We start from the raw sequence: 18,765 nt of genomic DNA on the forward strand, positions 1-18,765 counted from the left end.
CCCTGATGCCAGAGGCGGCAGGGCGCGGCTAGCTCGTGAAGATCCAGCCCGGCGGCAGCGTGGCGTAGGAGACGCCGACGAGCACCATCTGGTCGCCGCCTCCCATGTCGATGACCGTGTCGGCGCCCTCCTGACGCAGGCTGTAGCTCGTCCCCGCCAGCACGTTGACGCGATCGCCTTCGGCCGAGTTGAAGTCCAGGACGCGGTCAAGCCCGGCGCCGGAGAAGGTGTGGAACAGGTCCGCGCCCGCGCCGCCTGAGATCGTGTCGGCCCCCCGGTCGCCGGCCATGTAGTCGGCCCCGTCGCCGCCCGAGATCGAGTCGTTCCCCTGCCCGCCGCGGACCACGTCGTCGCCGGCGCCGCCTTCCGCCCAGTCATCGCCCAGGTTGCCCAAGATTACGTCCGAGCCTTCTTCGCCGAACAGCCGATCCGAGCCCTGCCCGCCAACGACCCAGTCGCCACCGAGGCCGCCCCGTACGGTGTCTTCGCCGAGGTTGCCGTGGAGATCGTCGAAGGCGTCGCCGCCTGACAACACATCGTTCCCGTCGCCCCCGCGCAGGTAGTCTTCGTTGGCCATGCCCTCGAGCGTGTCGTCCCCCGCGCCGCCCAGCAGGGTATCCTTGCCGCCGCGCACGACGCCGCCGAAGTTCTGACCGCGATCCCCGCGGACGAGGTCCGCGCCGCCGCCGGCGTCGATCCAGTCGTCCCAATCGTCCGCCAGATAGGTCTCGGCGACCTCGCCCCCGTGCATCCGCGTGCTGGTGTTGAGATAGTCGACGCGCGTGACGTTCAGCACGATCGCGCCCGGCCCGTCGTGCGCCTGGTTGAGCCAGACCTCAGGCAGGAACCAGCTGCTCAGCTCCAGGCTGTTCTGGCCGGCGCCGCCATCGAAGACGATGCGATCGGTCGGGAGGAAGCTTCCCAGGACGAGGACGTCGTCGCCGTCGCCCCCCGTCACGCTCGTCAGGACCTGGGCCTGGCTCATGCCCGTGGGACGGCCGGCGCCGACCCGGTCGTCGCCGGCCCCGCCTTCAACCTGCGCATCGAAGACGTCGGCGGAGATTGTGTCGTTTCCGTCGCCCCCTAGCAGCGTATCGGCGCCCGTGACGACCAGGCTCTGGGAGTCGAAGGGGCCGAAATCCCCCAGGAAGTCGTCGCCGGCTCCGCCCTCAAGGAGGTCGGAGCCGTCACGGCCATACAGGACGTCGTTGCCGCCCAGTCCCTGCAGCACGTCGTTCTCGCCGCCGCCGGTCAGGGTGTCTGCGTTCCCCGTCCCCGTGAAGATGGCCATGTCGCTACGCTCCAGTTCAACCTACGGGCGCATACTACCCGCAAGGCGGCGTCGCGTAAGATCGTGACCATCTCACGCCGCGGCGGGCGCGGTCACACGCTCGGCCGCGTCTCGCCAGAGCCCGCTTGCGCGTGCCCCTGGTGATGCCGGCCCTCGGCGAACTCCTCGATCATCTTGGCGCAGAAGGCCGGCAGGTCGTCCGGGTTGCGCGAGGTGACGAGGCCGCCGTCGACCACCACCTCCTGGTCCACCCACTCGGCGCCGGCGTTGCGCAGGTCGTTCTTCAGCGACGGCCACGAGGTCATCGTCTTGCCGTCCACGGCGCCGGCGTCGATCAGCGTCCAGGGCCCGTGGCAGATGGCCGCGATCGGCTTCTCCGCCCGCACGAAGTCGCGGATGAAGTCGATAGCCTGCTCTTCCAGCCGAAGCTGGTCGGGGTTGATCACCCCGCCCGGCAGCACCAGCGCCTGGTATTCCTGGGCGCTGACTTGCGAGAGTTCGCGGTCGACCGGGACCTGGTCGCCCTTGTCGTGGTGGTTGTAGCCCTGGATTTGGCCGCCCTTCGGCGACACCACGTGCACCTCGGCTCCGGCGTTCTTCAACGCCTCGACCGGCTTGGTCAGCTCCACCTGTTCGAAGCCGTCGGTGGCGAGCACCGCCACTTTGCGTCCCTGCAGACGTCCGTCAGCCATGGCTTGGCCTCCTCGTTGGGTTGTCGGGTGTCGGCCCAACAACCCGCCGAGGCGCCCGCACGTTCCGGGCTAGCTCACGAAGATCCAGCCTGTCGGCAGCGCGGTGAGCTGCACGCCCGCCAGCACCACCTGGTCGCCGCCGCCCATGTCGACGACGGCGTCGGCGCCGTCCTGACGCAGGGTGTAGCTCGTCCCGACCAGCAGGTTCAGGCGGTCGCCCTCGGCGGCGTTGAAGTCGGTGATCCGGTCCAGGCCCACGCCGGAGAACGCGTGGAACAGGTCCGCGCCGGCGCCGCCGCTCAGAGTGTCCGCGCCGCGGTCCCCGGCCACGAAGTCGTCACCCGCGCCGGCCGAGACGGAGTCGTCCCCCTGCCCGCCGCGCACCCAGTCGTTCCCCTCTTCGCCGAACTGGGTGTCGTTGCCGAGATTGCCATAGACCACGTCCCCGCCGCCGTTGCCGTACAGAGAGTCATTGCCCTGGCCGCCGACCACCCAGTCGCCGCCCAGCCCGCCGATCACGGTATCCTCGCCCCAGTTGCCGTGCAGGTCGTCGAAGTCCGCTCCGCCCGTCAGCACGTCGTTGCCGTCGCCGCCACGCACGAAGTTCAGGCCGCCATCGTCGCTGAGGTCGTCGTCGCCCGCGCCGCCGAACAGGCGATCGTCGCCCTGGCCGCCCGCCACGGTGTCCGCCCCATCGCCGGCCTCCATCAGGTCGGCGCCCGCCGCGCCCTCGAGACCGTTGCCGGCCGCGTCGCCGGTCAGGGTGTCCGCGTAGTCCGAGCCGTACAGCGACTCCACACTCACGAGCGTATCGAGCCCGTAGCCGGTCTGCTGGGCGCCCGCGATCCGCAGGTCCACGGTGACCGCGCCCGCCGCCGCCGAGTAATCGGCCAGGTCCACGCCTGCGCCGCCGTCCAGCAGGTCCGCGCCTTCCCCGCCGTCGAGGATGTCGTCGCCCAGCGAGCCGGTCAGGGTGTCGGCGCCGCCCAGCCCGCCCAGGCCGTCGTTGCCGCCGCCGCCGTCCAGCCGGTCGCCCGCTGCCCCGCCCAGGACGACCTCGTCGGCCAGGCCGCCCCAGACCGTGCCGCCGGCGTCGCCCACCAGGACGACCTCGACGTTATCGATCTTGATCGCGCCGGCGCCGGCCGGCTGGTTCAGGAACACCAGGACCGGCTGGGCGCCGTTCTCGGCCAGGGCGATGTCGAAGCCGCCGCCGCCGTTCACGGTGTCGTCGACGCCCGCGACGATGGCGTCGTCCCCACCGGCCCCATTCAGCCGGTCCGCCCCCGCGCCGCCTTCCAGGTAGCTGCCCGCCCAATAGGCGGTCAGGGTGTCGGCGCCGGCCGACCCGATGATCTCCACGCCTGTCGCGCCGAACAGGATGTTCGACTTCACGACGCTGAAGTCCACGTCCGGCGGCAGGTCGCTGACCGTCGCCACCAGGGCGCCGGCGGGGTCGTAGAACTGGATGGTCTTGATGGGCCCAGCGATGGGGTCGCCGAACAGCTTCTGGGCGAAGGTCGTCACCGGCGTGAACACGACCTTGTAGCCAGGCAGGCCCGACGAGGCGTTGCCCACCAGCACCAGGGTCGTGGAGGTCGTGCTCTCGATGGTGTAGCGCGAGCGATCCCCAAGGATCGAGCTCAGCCAGTCGCCGCCCTCGCCCAGGCCAGCGTTGAAGTTGTAGGCGCGTTCGAAGGCGATCGTCGGCATGCGGAAACTCCCAGGCGTGGCGTCATTGCGCCAGGCTCAGGAGCGCGCCGTCCCGGGGACGCCCCGTCGCCGATCAGGTGACAGCATTCGCCGAACCCGCGTCCGGCGAGCGCGCGCATATCGTTCAGCAATGCGGCCGAAACGGGGCGCAGCTTGACCTTAAGTTGCTGATCTGGCGGTGGTTTTTCGTCGCACTAGCCGACGAAGATCCATCCAGCCGGCAGGGTCCCGAGCTGCACCCCCACCAGTACGACCCGATCCTCGCCCCCCAGGTCGACGATGGTGTCCGCCCCCTCCTGACGCAGGGTGTACGTCGTTCCCGCGAGCAGGTTCACGCGGTCGCCGTCGGCGGCGTTGAAATCGAGGATGCGGTCCAGCCCGACGCCCGAGAACGCATGGAACAGGTCTGCGCCAAAGCCACCTGAAATGGTGTCCGAGCCCCGATCGCCGGCGACAAAGTCATCGCCGTCACCCGCCGAGAGGCTGTCATTTCCCTGGCCGCCCCGCACCCAGTCGTTCCCGGTGTCGCCGTAGCAGGTGTCGTTGCCGAGGTTGCCGTACACGACGTCGCCTTCGCCGCCGCCGGAGAGCAGGTCGTTCCCTTGACCGCCCACGACCCACTCGCCGGCCCGTCCGCCCATGACAGTGTCGTCGCCGGTGTTTCCGTGCAGGTCATTGAACGCCGGCCGATTGTTCGAACTCGACGAGGTGTCGATGAAGTCATTGCCAGCGCCGCCGCGAATGAAATTCGAGCCGCCGGTGTCCATCAGCCAGTCGTCGCCATCGTCGCCGAAGAACTGGTCGTCGCCTGTGGAGCCGAACAGGGTGTCGTTGCCTGCACCGCCGACGAGCGAGTCGTGGCCGATACCGCCGGAGAGGCTGTCGGCGCCCGCCCCGCCGAGCAAGGTGTCCGCGCCCTTGTCGCCAATGAAGCTGTCGGCGCCGCCGCTATCGACCATAAGCTGACCAGCAGGAGCGCCGCCGCTGGTCGGCCAACCGTAGAGGTTCCAGGCCGTCAGCTGAGAGGCGTTGACGTTCTGGAGGCGAAGGATGTCGACCCAGCCGATCTGACTCGCCGGTCCATCGCCATCCCACTGGAACACCGTGTCCGCGCCTTGCTGGATCACGCGGTAGTAGCCGAGACCAATCGGATTGCTGGCGCCATCCCAGTCTCGCACCGCGCCCGGCTGGATGAAGATGCGGTCCCCCGCGTCGCCCACCTGGAAGTCGGTCACCACCGCCGGCGATCCCGCCCGCAGGTAGCCCTGGATCACGTCGCGCCCCTCACCGAGCGTGACCGTCGAAAGCGACGGCGCGACAAACGCTACGTAGTCGTCGCCCGTACCGGCGTTGATCGTGGTCTGTCCGCCGTACACCTCGATAGAGTCATCGCCAGCCCCGCCATTCAGCGTTCCGCTGACACGGCCGAAGATGGTGTCGGCTCCCTCTTCGCCATCCACGAGGACGCCCGTTCCGTCAGCCTGGAAGAGGTCGATGTTGTCATCGCCAGCGCCGCCGCGGATCTGGTCCGCACCGCCGTGTCCGATGATCAGATCGTCCTCGGCGCCGCCCGTAAGCGTGTCGGCCCCACCAGTCCCAAGAAGCCAAGCCACGCAACACCCCCACGACACTCAAGGTCGCGAGGGTATCAAGCTCTACCTTAGATAGGCCAGCCCCTTGGGGACCGGATTCCTACCGCGCGAACTTCTGGAACTTGATCCGGTGCGGGATGAGGCTGTCGGCGCCGAGCCTGCGCTTCTTGTCCTCTTCGTAGGCTTCGAAGTTGCCCTCGAACCATTCCACGTGGCTGTCGCCTTCGAAGGCCAGGATGTGCGTGGCCAGCCGGTCCAGGAACCAGCGGTCGTGGCTGATGACCACGGCGCAGCCGGCGAACTCCTCCAGCGCCTCTTCCAGGTTCTGAAGCGTCTCGATGTCGAGGTCGTTGGTCGGCTCGTCGAGCAGGATGACGTTGCCGCCTTCCGTCAGCGTCTTGGCCAGGTGGACGCGGTTCCGCTCACCGCCGGACAGCAAGCCGACCTTCTTCTGCTGGTCGCCGCCGCGGAAGTTGAACGAACCCACGTAGCTGCGGGTGTTGATCTCGCGCTTGCCGACCGCCAGCACGTCCAGCCCGCCCGAGATCTCCTGCCAGATCGTCTTGTCCGGATCGAGCGCGTCGCGGCTCTGGTCGACGTACGACAGCTTGACGGTCTCGCCCAGCCGGAAGGTCCCGCTGTCGGGCTGCTCCTGGCCGGTGATGATCTTGAACAGGGTCGACTTGCCGGCGCCGTTCGGGCCGATGACGCCCACGATGCCGTTCGGCGGCAGCTTGAACGACAGATTCTCGAACAGGACCTTGTCGCCATAGGCCTTCGACAGGTTCTCGGCCTCGAGCACCACGTTGCCCAGGCGCGGGCCCGGCGGGATCTGGATGGCGGCGAAGGTCTGGGCCTGGCGCGCGTTCTCCTGTTCGCGGACCATCTCCTCGTAGCGGGCGAGACGCGCCTTCGACTTGGCCTGCCGGGCCTTGGCGCCCGAACGCACCCATTCCAGTTCGCGGGTCATCGCCCGCTGGCGGGCTTCGCTCTCGGACTGCTCCTGCACGATCCGCTTGGTCTTCTGCTCCAGCCAGCCGGAGTAGTTGCCCTCGTAGGGGATGCCCTTGCCGCGATCGAGCTCCAGGGTCCACTTGGTCACCTGGTCCAGGAAGTAGCGGTCGTGGGTCACCAGGATCACGCAGCCCGGGAAGGCTTCCAGGTGATGCTGCAGCCAGGCGACGCTTTCGGCGTCGAGGTGGTTGGTCGGCTCGTCCAGCAGCAGCATGTCGGGCTTCGACAGCAGCAGGCGGGCCAGCGCGACGCGGCGCTTCTCCCCGCCCGACAGCTTGTCCACCGGCCAGTCGTTGGGCGGGCAGCGCAGCGCATCCATCGCCATCTCGATGCGGCTGTCGATGTCCCACAGGTCGCCGGCGTCGATCTTCTCCTGGAGGGCGGTCATCTCCTCCATCAGCTCGTCGGTGTAGTTCTCGCCCAGTTCGGCGGCGATGGCGTTGTAGCGGTCGACGATCTTCTTCTCGTCGCACCAGGCGATCACATTGCCCCAGACGTTCAGCTGTTCGTCGAGCTGCGGCTCCTGCTCGAGGTAGCCCATCTTCACGCCGTCGGCGGCCTTGGCCTCGCCCGTGAATTCCTTGTCGATCCCCGCCATGATCTTCAGCAGGGTCGACTTGCCCGAGCCGTTGACCCCGACGACGCCGATCTTCGCGTCGGAATAGAACGACAGCCAGATGTTCTCGAAGACCTTCTTGCCGCCGGGATAGGCCTTGGTCAGGCCCTGCATCTGGAAGATGTACTGCTGCGCCATTGGGCGTCCGCGCTCTTTCTTGGAATGTCCGGAAAAGTCGCGGTGCAGATAGCGGGCCGGGCCCTCCGGCGCAACGCCGACGGGCGATCTGGCGCGGCCTTCCCGAAGCTCAGCCGGCTTCGGCCAGCACCTTGGCTCCGCGGCGGAGCACGATCCGCCGCCCCAGGTGCTCGCTCTGGGCGGCCGTGAAGATCGCCTGGGCCACGGCGGCGCTGGCGGCCCGTCCGATCACCCGTTCCGCCCGGTCGCGGCTGAGGGTCCAGAGCTCCACCACATAGGCGAGCGGCTCGTCGGACTCGCGCCCGACGAACGGAGCCAGCGCGCTCTCATGTCCTTCGCCGTCCTGACGCTTGTTCATGGCGGCCGCCGCTCAGTGCGCCTGGCCGGTCCAGCGGCTCATGACCCGGTCCCTGTGCCGCAGGGTGACCACCCGCCCGGGGAATTCCCGCGTGGCCGCGTAGAACGCTGCGTAGCCGATGGAAGAGCTCAGGCTCACCGCCACCACCCGCTCGGCGAACTCGCCGTTCGCGTCCCAGATCTCGACCTTGTAGGCGAAGTCGTCCGCATTGCTGGGGAACCGATCGCCATACGGGCGCGTTCCACCGGTTTCATCGGTGGGATCGTCGGGGGGACTGAACTGGTGCGCGCCCATTTCCAAGGGGGGTCTCTCCGCGATTGCGGGGGCGATCCTTCGGCGCGCCGACGCCGCTGTCAACCTGCAGGCGACCCCATCGCGCGGCGGTCGTGGTGGTGTAAAGTGAGCCGATGGCGGCCGTGAGCAACCCCACCTACGCACAACCCAGTTTCGAGCATCTGGTCGACGCGCTCACCGAGTATGCGATCTATATGCTCGACACCGGCGGACGGGTCTCCAGCTGGAACGCCGGCGCCGAGCGTCTGAAGGGCTACACCGCCGGCGAGATCCTCGGCCAGCCGTTCGACCGCTTCTTCACCCTGGAGGAGCGCAACGCGGGCATCCCCCAGAGCCTGCTTGCCCAAGCCGCCGCGGCGGGCAGCGTCAGGACCGCCGGCTGGCGGCTGCGCAAGGACGGCAGCCGCTTCTGGTCGGAAGGCGTCCTCCATGCGGTGCGCAGCGAGGCCGGCGAGATCACCGGCTACGCCAAGATCACGCGCGACATGACGGCCGAGCGGGCGGCGCGGCAGGAACTGCTCGAAAGCGAGCGCCGCTTCCGCCTGCTGGTGGAAAGCGTCATCGACTACGCCATCTTCATGCTCGACGTGAACGGCTCCGTCATCAACTGGAACGCCGGCGCTCAGCGCATCAAGGGCTACACGGCCGACGAGATCGTGGGCTCCCACTTCAGCCTCTTCTACACGCCCGAGGACCGCGCCGCCGGCCTTCCCGCCAGGGCGATCGAAACCGCCCGCCGCGACGGCCGCTTCGAGGCCGAGGGCTGGCGGATGCGCAAGGACGGCAGCCGCTTCTGGGCGCTGGTGGTGCTGGACGCCGTCCACGACGACGACGGTCGCCTCATCGGCTTCGCCAAGATCACCCGCGACATCAGTCAGCGTAAGGCCGCCGAGGACGCCCTGGCCGACAGCGAGCGGCAGTTCCGCCTGCTCGTGGCGGGCGTCGTGGACTATGCGCTCTACATGCTGGACCCGAACGGCATCGTCTCCAGCTGGAACATCGGCGCCCAGCACATCAAGGGCTACAAGGCCGACGAGATCATCGGCCAGCACTTCAGCCGCTTCTACACCGAGGCCGACCGCGCCGCGGGCCTGCCCGCCCGCGCCTTGCAGGCCGCGACCGAGCATGGCCGCTACGAGTCCGAGGCCTGGCGGGTCCGCAAGGACGGAAGCCTGTTCTGGGCCAGCGTCGTCATCGACGCGATCCGGGACGAGCGCGGGATGCTGGTGGGCTTCGCCAAAATCACGCGCGACATCACCGAGAAGCGGAACGCCCAGCTGGAGCTGCAGCGCGCCCACGAGCAGCTCGCCCAGGCCCAGAAGCTCGAGGCGCTGGGCAAGCTCACCGGCGGCGTCGCGCACGACTTCAACAATCTCCTCATGGTGGTGACCGGCCAGGCGCAGCTTCTTCGCAAGCGGCTGGCCGACGACGCCCGGGCGCTGCGGGCGCTGGACGCCATCGAGGCCTCCGCCAAGCGCGGCGAGGACCTGACGCGCCACCTGCTCGCCTTCTCGCGCCGCCAGCGTCTGCAGCCCCGCTCGATTTCGCTTTCGGAGCGCCTGGAGGACCTGCGGGCGCTGATCGCCACCAGCCTGCCGTCCTCCGTCGGCCTGCAGCTCGATCTGCCCGACGACCTCTGGCCCGTGAAAGTGGACCCCAGCGAGCTGGAGCTGTCGCTGCTGAACCTGGCGGTCAACGCGCGGGACGCCATGCCAGGCGGAGGGATGCTGACCCTTCAGGCGCGCAACGTGACCCTCGACAAGCCCGGCGAAGGGCTCAAGGGCGACTTCGTTGCCGTCCGCGTGGAAGACACCGGCGTCGGCATCCCGCCGGATATCCTGCCGCGCATCTTCGACCCGTTCTTCACCACCAAGGAGGTCAACAAGGGCACCGGCCTTGGCCTCTCCCAGGTGTACGGCTTCGCCGAGCAGTCGGGCGGCGGGCTCGATGTGGAAAGCGAACTCGGACAGGGCGCGACCTTCATCCTCTACCTCCCCCGCAGCGGCGCGCCGGCCGAAGCGATTGAGGGCCAGGAGGCCGATGTCGTGGCCGCCAGCGCCCTGATCCTGGTGGTCGAGGACAATCCCGAGGTGGCGGAGGTCGCCGCCGCGATGCTGGAGCAGCTCGGCCATTCCGTGGTCGTGGTGGGCTCGGCCGACGCGGCCCTCGCGGCGCTGGCGAACGAGGAGAAGCCCGACCTCGTGTTCAGCGACATCGTCATGGCTGGAGAAATGGACGGTCTGGGGCTCGCGCGCCGGATCCGCGAGATCGCGCCTGACACGCCGGTGCTTCTGGCGACGGGATACAGCAAGGCCGCCGAGGGCATCGGCGGCGAATTCCCGATCCTGCGCAAGCCGTACAAGATGGCCGAACTCAACCGGGCCATCGGCGCCCTCCTCGGTCCCGGTGGGGATCCCGGCGAGGAAGACGCCGACGGAAAGCTGGTCGACCTGCAGGCGGCCCGTTCCCGTCGAGCACGGCGGGACGCCTAGACCTTCACGCGCCGAACGTCCCGGCTAGTTGCGGGCCGTCTGGATCGTCACCGCGCCGCGGTTGCAGGCGCGGACCTGACCGGCGGTCAGTTCGCGGCCGCGGCTCTTGTAGCTGGCGATCGGGCCGACTACGGCCGCCACCCGCTTGCACTCCTTGACCAGGCCGTCAGCGCCCGAACGCCGGGCGGCATGGCCCAGGCACTGGTCGCCTTCGCAACGCCAGGCGACGCCGTCGATGGTCGCCGACGGCGGGGCATGAGCCGGCGATGCAAGCGTCGCCTCACCGCCGAACTCGCCCGTGCGCGCTGCCTGGGCGTGGGCCGCGCCGGCCACGGCCAAGCCCGAGACGAGGGCCGCTGCGGCCATCGCCCCCACAACTCTGAAACTTTGCATCTTCGTGATCCTTCCGATAGAAAAGAGCACGACCGGTCGCTAAAGGCAGAAAGAGCACGGTCGGTCACTTTCTGTCAAGCAGGAGGCTTGGCCTGTATGCGTAAGGGTGAAGCGACACGGCTGCGGATCGTCGAGGCGGCGGCGCGCCAGGCTGCGCTGCGCGGCCTGGGGGCCGTGAGCCTTGCCGACGTGGCCGATGCCGTCGGGCTCTCCAAGAGCGGTCTCTTCAAGCACTTCGACTCGAAGGAGGCGATGGAGCTCGAGATCGTCGACTATGTGACCCTGCTCTTCACCGAATTCGTCTGGCGTCCCGCCGAGCGCCTGCCCACCGCCCGCGAGCGCCTCTCGCGGATCTTCGAGCTCTGGCTCGACTGGGAAGACAAGAAGTGGGCGGAGGGGGGCTGCCCCATCATGGCGTTCAGCGTCGAACTGGACGACCAGCCGGGGCCGGTGCGCGACCTGCTCCAGAAGCGGCTTCAGCAGTGGAAGAATACGCTCATCCGCCAGTTCCAGGGTCTTCGCGAACCGCCCCTGCCCGACCCCGAGGCCCAGGCGGCCTACTTCCAGATGAAGAGTTTCGCGCTGGGCCATCTCGACGCCCGGCGGATCATGGGCGACGCCGACGCCCGGCGCTCGGCCCAGGCTGCGTTCGAGGCCCTCCTGGACCGAACGGCGCGGGAGGCCGGCTGACGACGGAACAATCCGTCGCTCATTTGATTGTCCTGAGCCACGCAAGCTCGAGGAGGATCAGCATGCACCGCGATGAGATGAAGGGCGCCGGCAAGGACATGAAGGGCGCCATGAAGGAAGCCGCCGGCCGCGCGACCGGGGACGAACGCCTGGAGTCCGAAGGCACGGCCGACCGTGTCGAAGGCAAGGTCCAGAAGGGCGTCGGCAACCTGAAGGAAGCGGCCCGCGACGTGCTGAAGCACTAGGTCCGTATGCGCCCGGAGTTGGCGCCGGCGAATTCGGCGCTATCTCCGGGAAGCATGAACGCTGTCGAGCATCCGCGTGGACCGCGCATCGGTCCCGGCCTGGCCGCCGGAGTGACCGAGGACGTGATCCGCACCCAGGTGCACACCTTCTATGCCCGTGTGCGCGAGGACGAGGTGCTGGGCCCGGTCTTCAACGCCGCCATCGACGACTGGGACGAACACCTCTCCAAGCTGTGCGACTTCTGGTCCTCGGTCCTGCTGGTCACCGGCCGCTTCAAGGGCTCTCCCATGGCGGCTCACGCCCGCACCCCGGGCGTTGAGGTCGCGCATTTCCCCCGCTGGCTGGACCTGTGGCGCGACGCCGCCCGTCGCGTCTGCCGCCCCGAAGCCGCCGACCTCTTCATCGCCAAGGCCGAGATGATCGGCGAGAGCCTGAAGCTCGGCCTCGCCGTCAGCCGCGGCGAGATTCCGCCGCTCAACCGCTAGCCTGCTACACGGGCGCCTGGCGTCCGTAGATGCGGTCCAGCACCCGGGCCACGTCCACCAGCCGCTCGGCCGCGGGGTCGAACCGCTGTCCCTCGGCCAGCCTGCGCGCCCAGTCCGCCGCGGCCCGGCCGCCCCAGGCGTCGGGCGGCTCGGACAGGCTCTCCCGAGCGGTGCCGCGGTAGCGATCGGCCGTGAAATCGTAGAACGAGCCGTCGCGGTTCTTCAGCGCCGCGCCGCCGTCCGACCCGTAGAAGCCGGCCTGGATCATCGCGTCGGACCCGGCCTGCAGCCGCCACGAACAGGCCAGCCGCACCACCGTCCCGCCGGCCAGCCTCAGCCGGCATTCGGCATAGTCTTCGACGGTGTCGGTCCGGCCCGCCAGCGGCGCTGCCCCGGCGAACAGGTCGGCCTGCACGTCCTCCACGTCCGGGAAGTCCAGCGCCCACAGCGCCAGGTCCACCAGGTGCACGCCCAGGTCCATGACGCAGCCGCCGCCCGACAGCTCTGGGTCGTAGAACCACGGCTTGTCCGGCCCATAGGCGTTGTGGAAGACGAGGTCGGCCGCGAACACCTTGCCGATCTCTCCGGCCTGCACGATCTCGCGGATCCGCCGCATGCCCTCGGTGAAGCGGTAGGAGAAGTCCACGCCGAGCAGCCGGTCAGCCTGCCGGGCGGCCGCCACGACGCAGGCCGCTTCCGACGCCGTCCGCCCGAGCGGCTTCTGGCAGAAGACCGCGAGGCCGGCGTCGAGCGCGCGGATCGACTGCGCGGCGTGCATGGCGCTCGGGGTGGCGATCACCAATCCGTCCAGATCGGCCGCGAGGAGGTCGTCGAGGTCGCCGACGATCTCCGCCTCCGGCGCGATCTTCCGCGCCTCGGCGGCCATCTCAGCCGAGGGATCGGCGATGGCCGCCACCTCGACGAGACCGGTGTCGGCCATGGCCTGCATCCGGTGGCGTCCGATCCAGCCCACGCCCAAGAATCCGATCCGCGGACGCGTGGTGGCGGAGGACTTCAGCCGAAGCTTCTCCAGCACGTCGTTCACAGCGTCACCAGCGCCTTGAGGAAGCCGTCCGGCCGATCTCGCGTGGCGTCCAGCGCCTGGTCCAGCTCCTCCAACGGATAGCTGTGGGTGTAGAGCGAGGAGGGATCCAGCCGGCCCGAGGCCACGGCGTCCACGGCTTCCCGCAGGCCCTGCCCATAGACCGCCGGGTCCCGCTCATGGGCGTTGATCACGTCCAGGCCGCGCCAGTTCCAGAGCTGCATGTTCACCTGTCGGGGGCCGTCCTGGTGGTAGCCCGCGATGATCAGCTTGCCGCGTTCGGCGCAGAGCTCGGCCGCCAGATCCAGCGGCCACTGCTTGCCCACCGCCTCGATCACCCGCTCGCAGAACGTGCCGCCGGTGAGTTCGCGGACTTTCTCGATGATGGCCCAGTGGTCGTCCATCGGAACGACCTCGGCGGCTCCGAACTGCTTGGCCACGTCGAGCGAGAACGGCCGCCGCGAGATGGCGATCACGCGGGCGCCCGCGTCCGTGGCCAGCCGGGTGAGGATCGCGCCCAGGAAGCCGATGCCGACGATCGCCACCGTCTGCCCCGCCTGCACGTCGGCCCGGCGGAAGATGTTCATGGCGCAGCCCAGCGGCTCGCCGGGGAAAGGCTTGCCGTCCAGCTCCGGCGGCAGCTTCACGCAGGCCGAGGCGTCGGCGACGTCGTACTCGGCGTAGGACTTGTACGAGAGCGCGGCGACGCGATCGCCCGGCGCCAGTTCCTCCACGCCGTCCCCGACGGCGTCCACCACGCCCCAACCCTCGTGTCCCAGCGCGCCGGGCTCCGTCGGGAACGTCATCCACTCAGGCCCTTCCCAGGGCGTCAGGTTCGAGGCGCAGACCCCGCACCCCTCCAGCCGGACCCGCACCTGACCGGCGCCGGGCTGCGGCAGCGCCGCCTGCTCGAGACGCATCTCGCCGGGTCCCGAAACCACCGCGGCGCGCATGGTCGTAGAAACGGTCTGGGAACCGTCCATCACCCCTCGCAGTCAAATTGGCTTTCCCTGCGAGCAGAACCGCGCGGCTTGGCCTTGGTTCCGCCCGAACCTTGGCCAATCGCTACCTCTCGTCGCACCGCGGCGCTTGTTAGGTTGACGCTAAGGCTCGAGCCGCCATCTTTGCTCTACCCGTTCGCCGGTCAGGATGTGTTTGGGATGCCCACCCTAGTCCGACGTCGTGATGCGCTGGCGCTCGCCGGCGCGTTCGGCCTCTCCGCCTTCGCCCTGCCCGCCTGGGCCCAAGCGCTCTCGCCCGCCGCGCCCCGCCGGGCCGCGCTGAAGAACCTGCACACCGGCGACGCCTTCAACGACGTCTATTTCGAGAACGGCCGCTACCTGCCCGACGCCCTGGCCGAGGCCCAGCGGGTGCTGCGCGACTGGCGCACCGGCGACGAGCACTTCATGGATCCCGGGTTGTTCGACGCCCTGCACGCCATCGGCGACAAGCTGGAGACGCGCCAGCCCTTCCAGATCATCTCCGGCTACCGTTCGCCTAAGACCAACGCCATGCTGCACGCCAGGAGCAAGGGCGTCGCATCCACCAGTCAGCACACCCAGGGCAAGGCCGTGGACGTCCGGATCCAGGGCGTCGAGCTCGCCCACCTCCAGAAGGCCGCCCTGGCCGTCGGCGCCGGCGGGGTCGGCTTCTACCCGGTGTCCAACTTCGTCCACGTGGACACCGGCCGGGTCCGCCAGTGGCGCGGCGCCTGATCTAGCCTACTGCGGCGGCGTCTTGGCCGCCGGCGTCTCCGGCGCAGGCTCCGCCTCAGGCTCGACCGTCGTCAGGCCGACCGCCGCGGCGTCTTCCTGCACCTGCAGCTCTTCCGGCGTCGGCTGAGGCGGCGCCGTCGGCTGCGGCTCGGGCGCCTGGGCGGCGGCGGGCTCGGCCGCCTCCTCCGCCGCGGGGGCCGTCGCCACCGGCTCGGTCTTCACCGGCTCGGACGTGAACCTCACGCCGCGGCTGATGGCCAGCGCCGCCAGCAGCACCGCGCACGCGAGCGCGACCCACAGAACCTTCTTCAGCATCGGTCTCTCTTAAGCCTTCACGGGCGCCTGGCCCACGACGCCCACCTTGGTCAGCAGCAGGCGGTCCCAATTATAGGGATCGGAGCGGAAGTGCATCTGCCCATCGGCGCCGGCGAAGGCGGTCCAGTACAGGATCATCACAGGCACCTGCTCGGACAGCTTGACCCGCTGGGTCTTGGAGCCGTCGCCCAGCGCCGCGTCGATGCCTTCGGGCGACCACTTTGGATCGGTCCCGAGCAGGGCCTCGGCCAGGGCTCGCGCCTTCTCCAGCCGCACGCAGCCGTGGCTCGCCTGCCGCGCGTAGAGGTCGAACGTCCCCTTGCTGGGGGTGTCGTGCAGATAGACCGTGAACGGGTTGTCGAAGTCGAACTTGAAGCGCCCCAGCGCACTGCTGTCGCCGGACTTCTGCTGCAGCCGGGGCTCGCCGCCCTCGACCGGGATGATCCGGTAGCTGTGGCTGGCGAGGTATCCCGGATGCGCCCGCTCCTTCGGCCACAGCTCCTCACGGGCGATGCGGCTGGGCACGTTCCAGGGCGGGTTGATCACCACCGAATGGATCGCCGACATAAGCATCGGCGTCTCGTCGCCGGGCTTGCCCGAGACCGCCTTCATCGACAGCACCGGCTTGTCGTCCCGGAACAGGGTGACGATGGCCGCGCCCGAGTTCACCTGCACGCGGGTGGCCGGCATGGTCGCGGGCAGCCAGCGCCAGCGCTCCATGTTGGCGATGATCTGCAGCACGCGCTGGCCGACGGGCTGGTTCAGGTAGGCGAGCGTGCCGTTGCCCACCACGCCGTCGGGCTTCAGGCCATAGCGCTTCTGGGCGCGGACCACCGCATCCTGCAGCGCCTTGTCGAAGGTGGCCGAACCCGTCGCCTGGGTCTGCGGGTCCTCCACGGCCAGCCGCTTGCGCAACGCGGGCACCCGCGGATCGGTCGAGCCCAGCCCCATCGGTCCGCCCTGCGGGATGATCTCCCAGCCGCCGGCCGCGGCGATGTCGCGATAGCGGACGAGCCCGCGCTTCAGCGCCACATAGCCGGCGTAGCGCGGCGCCAGGCCGTCCAGCCACGGCTGCAGCCGGTCCTCGGCCACGGCGCGCGCCAGTTCGGGCGCAGGGTCATAAGGCGCCGGCCGCACGGCCCACAACTCCGGGAAGTCGCCCAGCGCCAGCCGGCCGGTCTTCACGTCCCGGGCGTAGCGCAGCAGGCCCTGCGTCAGCGCCGCATTGTCGGAGGGATCGGCGGGCAGATAGTCCTTCGGCTTCAGCCCATGCAGGCTGGCGTCGTTCAGGACCTTGAGCGCCGTCTCGGCCTGCGCGGGGGACAGGACGATGGTCGGGGCGGGCGCCGCCACGGCGGCCGCTGCGGGCGGCGGCGTCACCACCGGCGGCTCCTGCGCCACAGCCACGGCGTTCGCCAGAACCGCCGGAACCGCCGCCATCCACGCCCAACGCATTGAAGGTCTTCCCCTAGGACGCCGCCTCACGCCATCAACGCGTGAAAAGCCATTTCGATTCACCGTCTTTGCCGCAATGTCGCTGAACGGCGGATTGACGGATATCACTCGCACGCGGGCGGATATGCGTGGCGCAAGCCCGCAGGATCTTCGATGTGGTTTCCGTGCACATAGTTGGGCCCGATCGGGGCCTTGCCGTGCCCGCCGGGGATGTCCAGCACGTAGGTCGGCTGCGCCAGGCCCGACAGCCGCCCCCGCAGGTCGCGCATCACCGCCTGCCCCTCCTCGATCGTCGTGCGGAAATGGCCGGTGCCGGGCGCCAGGTCGCCGTGGTGCAGGTAGTAGGGCTTGATCCGGGTCTCGACGAAGCCCCGCATCAGCGCCTCCAGCACCGCCGGATCGTCGTTTACGCCCTTCAGCAGCACCGTCTGGCTGACCATGGCCGCGCCGGCGTCGATGATCCGCGCGCAGGCCTTGCGCACTTCCGCCGTCAGTTCCTCCAGATGGTTGGCGTGCAGCGCCACCCATACGGTCTTGCCCGAGGCCATCAGCGCCGCGACCAACTCGTCCGTCACCCTGCCCGGGTCCACCGCCGGCACGCGGGTGTGAAAGCGGACGACCTTCACATGGTCGATCCTGGCCAGGCGCTCGCCGATGTCCCGCAGCCGCCGTGGCGACAGGATCAGCGGATCGCCGCCGGTGACGATCACCTCCCAGATGGCCGGATCGGCGGCGATGTAGGCCATGGCCGCATCGAGTTGCTCCGGCGACAGCGGCCGCACGCCGTCCGGCCCCACCATCTCGCGCCGGAAGCAGAACCGGCAATAGACCGCGCAGGCGTGGTTGGCCTTCAGCAGCACCCGGTCGCGGTAACGGTGGACGATTCCCTCCACCGGCGAATGGGCCTCGTCCCCGATCGGGTCCGCCCGCTCCTCCGCCGTGGTGGCAAGCTCCGCCTTGGTCGGTACGAACTGCCGCGCCACGCCCTCGCAAGCCCGCGCCAGCTCCGCCATCGGCGGCGTGATCGCCACGGCATAGCGCTCCGCCACCCGCGCCAGCTCGGGCAGCGCCTCGGCGGGCGCGAGGCCGGCGGCCACCAGGTCTTCAGCAGTGCGCAAAGGGCGGGTCATGAGGGCGCGCCCCTTACACCATTCCCGGCTATTCGGCGACCGGCGTCCAGAGCACGTCCTCGATCCGCCGCGCGCCGACCGCCAGCATCACCAGCCGGTCGAAGCCCAGCGCGCCGCCGCTCGCCTCCGGCATCAGCTCCAGGGCGCTGAGGAAGTCCTCGTCGATGGGATAGCGTTCGCCATAGACGCGCTGCTTCTCGGCCATCTCCGCCTCGAACCGCACCCGCTGCTCGGCGGCGTCGGTCAGCTCGCCGAAGCAGTTGGCCAGCTCCACGCCGCAGGCATAGAGCTCGAACCGCTCGGCCACCCGCGGATCGCCCGCCTTCTTCCGGGCCAGGGCCGCCTCGCTCGTCGGGTATTCGCAGAGGATGGTCGGCCGCCCGAAGCCCAGCCTGGGCTCCACCTTCTCGACGATGATCTTCGAGAACACGTCGGCCCAGACGTCATCGTCGGCCACGCGCATTCCGGCGGCCTTCGCCTGCGCCGCCAGGTCCCCGAACAGGTCGATGCCGGCGTAGCGGTCGAACGCCTCGGCCACCGTCAGCCGCTCGGGCTCGGCGAAGGGATCGCAGGCGCCCTCGCGCCAGGTGAGCTCGCGGGTTCCCGCCGCCTCGGCCGCCCGCCGCATCAGCGCGGCGCAGTCGTCCATGATCGCCTCATAGGCCTCGGCCGCCCGATACCACTCCAGCATCGTGAACTCGGGGTGGTGCAGCGGCCCGCGCTCGCGGTTGCGCCACACCTTGCCCAGGCTGAAGATCCGCCGCTCGCCCGCCGCCAGCAGGCTCTTGCAGGCGAACTCCGGCGAGGTGTGCAGATAGAGGGGCCGCGCCTCGCCCGCCGTGGTCAGCGCCTCCGTGGCGAAGGCGTGCAGATGGGCCTCGTTCCCCGGCGAGACCTGCAGGGCCGCCGTCTCCACCTCGGTGAAGCCGTGGGCCTCGAACCAGGCGCGGAAGGCCCGCGTGATCCGCCCGCGTCCCTCGAGGAACGGCCGCCGGTCGGCGTGGCGCTGAGGGCTCCACCAGGGCGAAGGACGGGCTTCAGGCAAGGGGTGCGACGCCTCTGGGACTGGCGATTTCGGCGAAGGTCGCTATACG

19 protein-coding genes are annotated in these 18,765 nt (G+C 69.6%); 5 read left to right on the forward strand and 14 right to left on the reverse strand.

All coding sequences use genetic code 11. The features are described from left to right. Nucleotides 1-28: 28 nt before the first annotated feature. From ACO2Q0_RS05270 to ACO2Q0_RS05300, 7 genes are all read right to left on the reverse strand, one after another. Nucleotides 29-1,291: a calcium-binding protein gene (locus ACO2Q0_RS05270; protein WP_423350428.1), complete on the reverse strand. Its 1,263-nt coding sequence runs from the start codon at nt 1,289-1,291 to the stop codon at nt 29-31. Between the two features lie 92 nt (nt 1,292-1,383). Continuing rightward, a complete protein-coding gene (locus ACO2Q0_RS05275) occupies nt 1,384-1,983 on the reverse strand; it encodes a type 1 glutamine amidotransferase domain-containing protein (RefSeq protein WP_423350429.1) in 600 nt (199 codons plus the stop codon). 69 nt (nt 1,984-2,052) lie between these two features. After that, nucleotides 2,053-3,696 carry a calcium-binding protein gene (locus ACO2Q0_RS05280; RefSeq protein ID WP_423350430.1) on the reverse strand — a complete coding sequence of 548 codons (1,644 nt, stop codon included), beginning with the start codon at nt 3,694-3,696 and terminating at the stop codon, nt 2,053-2,055. Nucleotides 3,697-3,890: 194 nt separating this feature from the next. After that, nucleotides 3,891-5,327: a calcium-binding protein gene (locus tag ACO2Q0_RS05285; protein WP_423350431.1), complete on the reverse strand. Its 1,437-nt coding sequence runs from the start codon at nt 5,325-5,327 to the stop codon at nt 3,891-3,893. Between the two features lie 61 nt (nt 5,328-5,388). Then, nucleotides 5,389-7,056, reverse strand: coding sequence for an energy-dependent translational throttle protein EttA (ettA, locus tag ACO2Q0_RS05290; RefSeq protein ID WP_423350432.1), 1,668 nt, complete (start codon nt 7,054-7,056; stop codon nt 5,389-5,391). Between the two features lie 109 nt (nt 7,057-7,165). Beyond that, nucleotides 7,166-7,414 (reverse strand): hypothetical protein, encoded by a 249-nt coding sequence (locus ACO2Q0_RS05295; protein WP_423350433.1) that lies wholly within the window; start codon nt 7,412-7,414, stop codon nt 7,166-7,168. 12 nt (nt 7,415-7,426) lie between these two features. After that, entirely contained in the window at nt 7,427-7,708 is a 282-nt protein-coding gene (locus ACO2Q0_RS05300) for a hypothetical protein (RefSeq protein ID WP_423350434.1), read from the reverse strand. A 113-nt stretch (nt 7,709-7,821) separates the two neighbouring features. Here ACO2Q0_RS05300 and ACO2Q0_RS05305 point away from each other — a divergent pair, with 113 nt between their 5' ends. Continuing rightward, entirely contained in the window at nt 7,822-10,200 is a 2,379-nt protein-coding gene (locus tag ACO2Q0_RS05305; protein WP_423350435.1) for a PAS domain S-box protein, read from the forward strand. Between the two features lie 24 nt (nt 10,201-10,224). Here ACO2Q0_RS05305 and ACO2Q0_RS05310 read toward each other — a convergent pair whose 3' ends face one another. After that, on the reverse strand, nt 10,225-10,593 hold the full coding sequence (locus ACO2Q0_RS05310) for a CC_3452 family protein (RefSeq protein ID WP_423350436.1): 369 nt from the start codon (nt 10,591-10,593) through the stop codon (nt 10,225-10,227). 96 nt (nt 10,594-10,689) lie between these two features. On the opposite strand from ACO2Q0_RS05310, the gene ACO2Q0_RS05315 reads away from it, so the two are divergent. The 3 genes from ACO2Q0_RS05315 (at nt 10,690) to ACO2Q0_RS05325 (ending at nt 12,014) form a co-directional block, all read left to right on the forward strand. After that, nucleotides 10,690-11,283: a TetR/AcrR family transcriptional regulator gene (locus ACO2Q0_RS05315; RefSeq protein ID WP_423350437.1), complete on the forward strand. Its 594-nt coding sequence runs from the start codon at nt 10,690-10,692 to the stop codon at nt 11,281-11,283. Nucleotides 11,284-11,345: 62 nt separating this feature from the next. Continuing rightward, entirely contained in the window at nt 11,346-11,528 is a 183-nt protein-coding gene (locus ACO2Q0_RS05320; protein ID WP_423350438.1) for a CsbD family protein, read from the forward strand. Between the two features lie 54 nt (nt 11,529-11,582). Beyond that, a complete protein-coding gene (locus tag ACO2Q0_RS05325) occupies nt 11,583-12,014 on the forward strand; it encodes a group III truncated hemoglobin (RefSeq protein ID WP_423350439.1) in 432 nt (143 codons plus the stop codon). A gap of 4 nt (nt 12,015-12,018) precedes the next feature. Here the strand turns inward: ACO2Q0_RS05325 and ACO2Q0_RS05330 are convergent, their stop codons facing one another. Together ACO2Q0_RS05330 and ACO2Q0_RS05335 are read right to left on the reverse strand one after the other, a co-directional pair. Continuing rightward, nucleotides 12,019-13,059 (reverse strand): Gfo/Idh/MocA family protein, encoded by a 1,041-nt coding sequence (locus ACO2Q0_RS05330; protein WP_423350440.1) that lies wholly within the window; start codon nt 13,057-13,059, stop codon nt 12,019-12,021. Continuing rightward, nucleotides 13,056-14,039, reverse strand: a complete 984-nt coding sequence (locus ACO2Q0_RS05335) for an MDR/zinc-dependent alcohol dehydrogenase-like family protein (RefSeq protein WP_423350441.1) — start codon at nt 14,037-14,039, stop codon at nt 13,056-13,058. Before ACO2Q0_RS05335 ends, ACO2Q0_RS05330 begins: the two co-directional genes overlap by 4 nt. Before the next feature lie 177 nt (nt 14,040-14,216). Here ACO2Q0_RS05335 and ACO2Q0_RS05340 point away from each other — a divergent pair, with 177 nt between their 5' ends. Beyond that, nucleotides 14,217-14,771 carry a DUF882 domain-containing protein gene (locus ACO2Q0_RS05340; RefSeq protein WP_423350442.1) on the forward strand — a complete coding sequence of 185 codons (555 nt, stop codon included), beginning with the start codon at nt 14,217-14,219 and terminating at the stop codon, nt 14,769-14,771. A 6-nt stretch (nt 14,772-14,777) separates the two neighbouring features. Here ACO2Q0_RS05340 and ACO2Q0_RS05345 read toward each other — a convergent pair whose 3' ends face one another. The 4 genes from ACO2Q0_RS05345 to epmA form a co-directional block, all read right to left on the reverse strand. Beyond that, nucleotides 14,778-15,086 (reverse strand): hypothetical protein, encoded by a 309-nt coding sequence (locus tag ACO2Q0_RS05345; protein WP_423350443.1) that lies wholly within the window; start codon nt 15,084-15,086, stop codon nt 14,778-14,780. A 9-nt stretch (nt 15,087-15,095) separates the two neighbouring features. Continuing rightward, entirely contained in the window at nt 15,096-16,541 is a 1,446-nt protein-coding gene (locus ACO2Q0_RS05350) for a L,D-transpeptidase family protein (RefSeq protein WP_423350444.1), read from the reverse strand. Between the two features lie 104 nt (nt 16,542-16,645). Beyond that, the gene (locus ACO2Q0_RS05355; protein ID WP_423350445.1) at nt 16,646-17,671 is read right to left on the reverse strand and encodes a lysine-2,3-aminomutase-like protein; all 1,026 of its coding nucleotides are present in this window, start codon (nt 17,669-17,671) and stop codon (nt 16,646-16,648) included. A gap of 28 nt (nt 17,672-17,699) precedes the next feature. After that, nucleotides 17,700-18,716 carry an EF-P lysine aminoacylase EpmA gene (gene epmA / locus ACO2Q0_RS05360; RefSeq protein WP_423350446.1) on the reverse strand — a complete coding sequence of 339 codons (1,017 nt, stop codon included), beginning with the start codon at nt 18,714-18,716 and terminating at the stop codon, nt 17,700-17,702. Nucleotides 18,717-18,765: the final 49 nt, after the last annotated feature.

The organism is Phenylobacterium sp. VNQ135, assembly GCF_049445735.1.
Lineage (GTDB): Bacteria > Pseudomonadota > Alphaproteobacteria > Caulobacterales > Caulobacteraceae > Phenylobacterium.